Source organism: Petralouisia sp. (assembly GCF_056822245.1).
Genome location: NZ_JBQIOP010000085.1, coordinates 1 through 7,031, shown reverse-complemented (window position 1 = coordinate 7,031; position 7,031 = coordinate 1). Strand labels below are relative to the sequence as shown.

General features: G+C 45.8%; 6 protein-coding genes. 5 read left to right on the top strand and 1 reads right to left on the bottom strand.

All coding sequences use genetic code 11. The features are described from left to right. The first annotated feature begins 201 nt into the window (after positions 1-201). The 5 genes from ACTO17_RS19210 to ACTO17_RS19190 all read left to right on the top strand — a co-directional run bounded on the left by ACTO17_RS19210 (position 202) and on the right by ACTO17_RS19190 (position 5,968). Positions 202-582: a RidA family protein gene (locus ACTO17_RS19210; RefSeq protein WP_482559059.1), complete on the top strand. Its 381-nt coding sequence runs from the start codon at positions 202-204 to the stop codon at positions 580-582. A 15-nt stretch (positions 583-597) separates the two neighbouring features. Then, the gene (locus ACTO17_RS19205; protein ID WP_482559058.1) at positions 598-1,824 is read left to right on the top strand and encodes a MalY/PatB family protein; all 1,227 of its coding nucleotides are present in this window, start codon (positions 598-600) and stop codon (positions 1,822-1,824) included. A gap of 500 nt (positions 1,825-2,324) precedes the next feature. Next, positions 2,325-3,611, top strand: coding sequence for a M18 family aminopeptidase (locus tag ACTO17_RS19200; protein WP_482559057.1), 1,287 nt, complete (start codon positions 2,325-2,327; stop codon positions 3,609-3,611). Between the two features lie 29 nt (positions 3,612-3,640). Next, positions 3,641-4,843, top strand: a complete 1,203-nt coding sequence (locus tag ACTO17_RS19195) for a transglutaminase domain-containing protein (protein WP_172539354.1) — start codon at positions 3,641-3,643, stop codon at positions 4,841-4,843. Positions 4,844-5,128: 285 nt separating this feature from the next. Next, complete coding sequence (locus tag ACTO17_RS19190) at positions 5,129-5,968, top strand: DegV family protein (protein ID WP_172537721.1); 840 nt, start codon at positions 5,129-5,131, stop codon at positions 5,966-5,968. Positions 5,969-6,105: 137 nt separating this feature from the next. Here the strand turns inward: ACTO17_RS19190 and ACTO17_RS19185 are convergent, their stop codons facing one another. Then, positions 6,106-6,546 (bottom strand): FMN-binding protein, encoded by a 441-nt coding sequence (locus tag ACTO17_RS19185; RefSeq protein WP_482559056.1) that lies wholly within the window; start codon positions 6,544-6,546, stop codon positions 6,106-6,108. Between the last annotated feature and the right edge of the window lie 485 nt (positions 6,547-7,031).

Genomic DNA, 7,031 nt, shown 5'->3' with positions numbered 1-7,031 from the left:
AACTATAGTACAGCTAAAAAAAACAAGAAGTCATTTCTATTTGAGAAAAACATTTGTGGTAAACTCTGACCAATCAAACCCGAAAGTAAAGTTACACTATCTTTTTTTGATAAAAATATTTACAACTTGATAAAAATATTATAATATAGCCATAGAAACATAATTAATCTGATAAACATGTATGGAAAAGGAGAAACTATTATGGGAAAAACTGTAATTTCCACTCAAAATGCGCCGGCGGCAATCGGACCGTATTCACAGGGAATAGAGGCAAACGGAATGGTGTTTGTATCCGGGCAGCTTCCGATTGATCCGGCAACTGGAGATTTTGCCGGAACAGACATTTCCGCCCAGGCAGAACAGTCTTTGAAAAATGTACAGTCAGTGCTTGCAGAAGCAGGGCTTACTCTGGCAAATGTGGTGAAGTCCACGGTATTTTTAAAAGATATCAAAGATTTTGCGGCCATGAATGAGGTGTATGCCCGCTTTTTTACAGAGGGCTGCCCGGCAAGATCTGCAGTCCAGGCGGCAGCTCTTCCCAAAGATGCGCTGGTGGAAATTGAGGTAATCGCTGTCAGATAAGGAGATGTGTAGTTTATGAAATACGATTTTACATCCATTATGGATCGCCGGGGCAAAGACGCGATAGCAGTGGACGGCTTAGGGGGAATGCCGGGTTTTACGCCCAGCGCGCCGAAGGAAGGCTTTGACGCAATTCCCATGTGGGTGGCGGATATGAATTTTCCCACGGTTCCAACCATTCCCGAGGCAATTATTGAGCGGGCAAAGCATCCGGCTTACGGGTATTTTCTGCCCACGGACGAATATTATCATGCAATTATCAAATGGCAGGAAACCCAAAATGGAGTAACCGGCCTGACCAAAGAGTGCATCGGGTATGAGAACGGAGTGCTGGGCGGCGTGATGTCTGCTTTGACGGCCTTTGCCGCTCCGGGAGATGCTGTGCTTCTTCACAGCCCCACTTACATTGGATTTACTTCCAGTCTCAACAATAACGGGTTTAAAATTGTTCACAGTCCGTTGGTGAAGGACGAAAAGGGCGTCTGGCGGATGGACTTTGAAGATATGGAAAAGAAGATTCAGGAAGAAAATATCCATGTGGCAATTTTCTGCAGTCCCCACAATCCCTGCGGTCGTGTCTGGGAGCGGTGGGAGCTGGAAAAAGCAATGGAGATCTATAAAAACAATGAATGTCTTGTGATTTCCGATGAAATCTGGTCTGACATTATTCTGGAAGGGCATAAGCACATCCCCACGCAGATGGTCAGCGAGGATGCCAGAAACCGCACCGTGGCGGTGTATGCTCCAAGCAAGACCTTTAACCTGGCCGGCCTGGTGGGAAGCTATCATATTATATATAACAAGTACCTCAGGGACCGCACCGTGGCAAAAGGCAGCAAGCCCCATTACAATGATATGAACGTGCTTTCCATGCATGCGCTTCTGGGGGCTTACCGTCCGGAAGGGTACGAATGGGTGGACGAGCTTCGCCAGGTCATTACCGGAAACGTCAACTATGCCTGCGATTACATCCAGGAGCATTTCAAAGGGGTGGAAGTGTTCCGTCCGGAAGGAACCTATATGCTTTTTATGGACTGCAGCAAATGGTGCGAAGCCCATAATAAGACCATTGATGAACTGGAGCAGGCGGCCTGGGATGTGGGCGTGGCCTGGCAGGACGGCAGAATGTTCCATGGGCCATGTTCAGTGCGCATGAATCTGGCCCTTCCGCTGAGCCGGGTCAAAGAAGCCTTTGAACGGCTGGACAAGTATGTGTTTAACGGCGGGTTGGCAATAGAATAATTTTTAAGGCTGCCGGTAAACAGCAGATGATTCAGGACTGCCGCAGGAAGGATGAAATGGTTATGATTTCTCCTTTATGCGGCAGTTTTTTTGTTGGGAGCGGTTCAGAGCGAACAATCTATATTTCGATACACAGGGACTGCCGGATTGCCCTTTGGCGAAACAAACAGTTTATGGGTGTATTGCGTGAAGGTGAAATCCACTGTTTACGGAGACTTAGGAAGGAAGGCTTTCCTGACTTCCTTAGTCGAAGTTAGCAGTTAGTTCGCCGGAACGCTGCCCAGTTTGTGTGTCAAAGGGCAATCTGGCAGTTCCGTCTGTATCCCAATATAAAATGTTCGCTGCAGTATTAGAGCGGTTAAAAAATTAACGCTGCAGTCCAAAACGGAAGGGTTGTAAATTTTCTCATTTCCATTCTGGATACAGTGGAAAAAAATATTCAGATATAGTATAATATCGAAAGAATGTGCAGAATGCACGGCAGTTTCGGAGGTAAAGGAATGGAAGAGAAGTTATTTCATTTAGTGGAAAAAGGAACCAGCGCCGTGATGGTGGTGCAGGAGGCGGCGCGCCAGTTAGCGGAAGCAGGATTTGAAGAACTGGATTTTGGCACAGGCTGGGGACTGACGGAAAATGGAAGATATTATGTGAAACATCATGATACCACATTGTTTGCATTTACCATAGGCACGCGGGCGGAATTCCGCAATGGCATCCGAATCGGAGCGGCCCATACAGATTTTCCCTGTCTGCGGATAAAACCGAATCCCGATATTTCTGCCGGGGGATATGGACAGGTGAATGTGGAAGTGTACGGCGGGGCGATTTTAAATACATGGTTAGACAGACCCTTGAGCATCTCTGGCCGGATCGCGGTGCAGAGCGAGGACGTGATGCATCCAAAGATGCATTATTTTTCGCCGGAACGGCCGCTGCTTGTGATTCCGAATCTTGCCATTCACATGAACCGGGAAGTCAATAAAGGAGTGGAGCTGAATAAACAGACAGATATGCTTCCGATTCTGGGACTTTTGGATGAAACGGTGAAAGAACAGAAGCTGCTGATGGAGTTTCTTGCAAAGGAGCTTCAGGTGGAGCCGGAGCAGATTCTGGATTTTGAATTGTGGGTGTACTGCGCTGAAAAGCCCCAATATGCAGGGGTGCAGGAGGAATTGATTCTTTCCCCCAGACTGGATAATCTGACCTCTGTCCAGGCGCTTTTGACAGGGCTGATCCGCAGCAGGAGGGAAACCGGATTAAATGTGGCTGCATTTTTTGATCATGAGGAAGTGGGCAGCCAGACCAAACAGGGGGCCGGTTCTCTGCTGCTTCTCACCCTTCTGGAAAAAATTAATGACAGTATGCGTAAAACAGAAGAACAGACCCGGCAAAGCCTTTACAATGCTTTTTTCCTGTCGGTGGACGTGGCTCATGGGCTCCACCCCAATCAAATGGGAAAAATGGATCTGACCAACAAACCGGCCCTTGGCCGGGGGCTTTGCATCAAGGAGGCCGGTTCCCAGTCCTATGCCACAGACTGCGAAGCAGTTGCAGCGGTGGAGCAGATCTGCAGAAAATATAAGATTCCGTATCAGAAATTTGTGAACCGGTCAGATCTTGCGGGAGGCGGAACCCTTGGCTCCATTGCTTCCAGTATTCTTCCGGTTCGGACCGTGGATGTGGGAGTGCCGGTTCTGGCGATGCATTCCGCAGTGGAAACCATGGGAAGGGCAGATATGGACGGACTGACGAAGCTGATGACGGCTTATTTTTCAGATTTGGACTAAGAAATTAAGAATATGGAAGGAAACTGGAAATGAAATGGATCAGAAGCAGGGCGGCAGTACTGTGTCTGATGGCGCTGCTTGGCGCATCCGCAAGTGCATGCTCCCCTTATGATTTGCAGGATTTGCTGCAGGAAGAGCCGGAGAACATAGAGTCTGAGAGTGTGAAAGACAGTCAGAATCAGCAGAAAGCAGAAGCTCCCGCAGCGGATACCTGGCAGTTGGAAAAGCCCCAGCGGGAACAGATTTCGGTGGGCAAGTATGCCTATGAACATCTGGATCAGCAGGGACAGGTGATATATGATGAGATGCTGACTGCAATTTTAAATCATGAAGAGAAAATCAGGCTGTCCACAACGGATTTGGATTTGATGCGTAAAGCTTATACGGCAGTCTGCGGGGATTACGGCGGCCTGTTCTGGGTGGAAGGATATGTATTTACCAGGTACACCAAAGGGGAGGAACTGGTAAGTCTGGAGTTTGCCCCTAAATATACCATGTCAGAAGAGGAGCGGAAGATTACCCAGGCTCAGATCGATGAGACTGTGGACTTGTGGATGAATGGAATTTCCATCAATGATACGGATTATGAGAAAGCAAAGTATGTCTATGAGCTTTTAGCGCTGAATACGGAGTATGTTCCGGACGCCACAGACAGCCAGAATATTATCAGTGTGTTTATCAAGCAGCAGACGGTGTGTCAGGGCTATGCCTGTGCGGTTCAGTATCTTCTTGGACAGCTTGGGATTCAGAGCGTGATTGTCAGCGGCACTGCCCTGGGAGACGCCCATGCCTGGAACCTGATTTGCCTGGACGGAGAATATTATTATATGGATGCCACCTGGGGAAATAACGGTTACCGGAATAAAGAGGGACTGGAGACTTCTTTTATTGATTATAATTATATGGCCATGACAACTGCAGAAATGATGATGGGCCATGTGCCGGATGCAGAAATTGAACTGCCGGAATGTACGGCGGTGATGAATAATTATTATATCAAAGAGGGAACCTATATTGAGGAATGGAATCCGGAATGGATGGGCGCGCTGCTGACAGACGCCTGGATGCAGGGACAGGTGGTGACGCTGCGGTTTTCCGATGAAATTCTGAAAAAGCAGGCGTTTCGGTATTTTATTGAAGAAGGATACATTGCAGATTATTGCGATGGGATCACAGAAGTCAATTATATTGAGGATAATATGTGGAAAGAGATCAGTTTTTGTTTTAACTGACGGATTGCAGCAGGGCCGCTTTTGCATGGATGATGCAGAAGCGGCTGTTTTTCGCTTACGGTATTTGGCGTGTTGTTTGCTTACAGTGCTTGGCCGTGTTTTTCGCTTACGGTGCTTGGCCGCGTTTTCGCCTACGGTGTCTGGCCGCGTTTTTCAGCAAAATTCTGTAAATGGGGCTTTTCAAAGGAAAATATTTATGTTAGTATTAAGTGGTATTAAAAACTATGTACAATTATTTTGAATATCGAATAAAATGAGAAGCAATACTATATCAGGAGGAAGAACATGAGCTATAAAATCGTAATAGACAGCTGCGGGGAACTGACCGAAGAGTTGAAACAGGACGGGCATTTTGAAAGCGTGCCGTTGGAAATTTTTGTGGATGATTACCACATTGTGGATGATGAAACCTTTGATCAGGCAGAATTTTTAAAACGTGTGGCGGCAAGCCCCAACTGTCCCAAATCCACCTGCCCTTCGCCGGAACGGTATGTGGAAGCCTTTGACTGCGGAGCAGATCACGTCTATGGTGTGACCCTTTCTTCACAGCTCAGCGGTTCCTACAACAGCGCAGAATTGGGGAAGAAGCTTTATATAGAGGAAAAGGGCGATAAGAAAATTCATATTTTCGATTCCAAATCTGCTTCTGTGGGAGAGACTCTGGTTGGAATGAAGATTCAGGAATGTGAGGAAGCGGGGCTGTCCTTTGAAGAGGTAATTGAGAAGGTGGAATCATTTATTGCGGAGAAGAACACTTCCTTTGTTCTGGAAACCTTAGAAACCCTCAGGAAAAACGGAAGGTTAAGCAATCTTAAGGCTTTTGTGGCCAATACGCTGAACATCAAGCCTGTGATGGCGGGAAGCCCGGAAGGAACCATTTACCAGTTGGGACAGGCAAGAGGAATTACGAAAGCAGTGGATAAGATGATCAAAGACCTGGTTTCCAAAACGGTTAATCCCAAAGAAAAAATACTTGCGATTTCCCATTGCAACTGCCCGGAAAGAGCCAGGGCTGCAGTGGATAAAATAAAGCAGATGGCAGAATTCAAGCGGATTATTGTGGTGGACACAGCCGGCATCAGCAGTATGTATGCCAGTGATGGCGGAATTATTATGGTTGTGTAACGGCATAAAAAGAACCGCTTTGAATATTGTTTTATGTTTGGATACGGAGGCTGCTGCCGGATTGCCCTTTCACACACGAATCGGGCAATCCGGCAGTTCCTATGTATGGAAGTATCAGTTGTATTCTTCCGGAGTTCTCATTCCCCGGTGTAAGCGGCTTTATCAAGAGCCGACTGGATCGCATTTAACAGAACCATGGAGGTATATTGGTTGTCGTCCCCGTAAGAAATATTTTCCATGGACTGTTTTTCATAAATCTGCTCAGTCAGGTTATCCAGAGCAGGCTGCATCAGCGGATACATGGCAGCGGTGGCTTCATCCAGATTTACCAGGGTAATAGAGTTGATATGATTCTCATCTACTACGACTTCCACGTCTATGGCATTGTCATTTAGTTGTATGGAGGAAGTATATACCCCCGCCGTATATTTCATGGTTTCTTCCGCAGCTTTGTCTTTGTCATCCGGCAGGAACATAAAGATCAGCAGTAAAATCAACAGAATTCCAAGTACTGCGAAAATCGCTGTGTAGACTACTTCTTTTAAATGCAGAACAACAATTTTTGTTTTTGAACTCACAGGATTCCTCCTTAATTTCTCTTTGAACTACTATATGAGAAATTGAGATAAAATATTCGTGAGGAAATTTAGAATAAATTTCTTTACAAGCCGGATAAAGTGTGCTAAAATACAAAACGTTATAGTGGGAGGAAAGAAACGGTGGCGCGGATTCCTATCTCATGATAAATATGCATTCCAGAAAATTTCCTGCCGGAAATCAGCAGAAGGAATGCGAAGATTTATTATTATCGAAATTTTTCAAAAGAGTATTGACAAAATTTAAATAAAATGTTACCAGATTTATAAAAATATTGACAAAGAACAGGAAGAAAACGATAATGTTGTTAGAGAAGAGAAGAGAAGAGAAGAGAAGGCTAGCATAGCGGTTGGTTTAATTTAAATAAAATCCCAGACAAATAAGGCAGAGTCAAATTGACTGCCTTATTTGTCTGGGATTTTTTTGCGTTGATTTTATTCTATGGAATATATATTTTTATTCCATG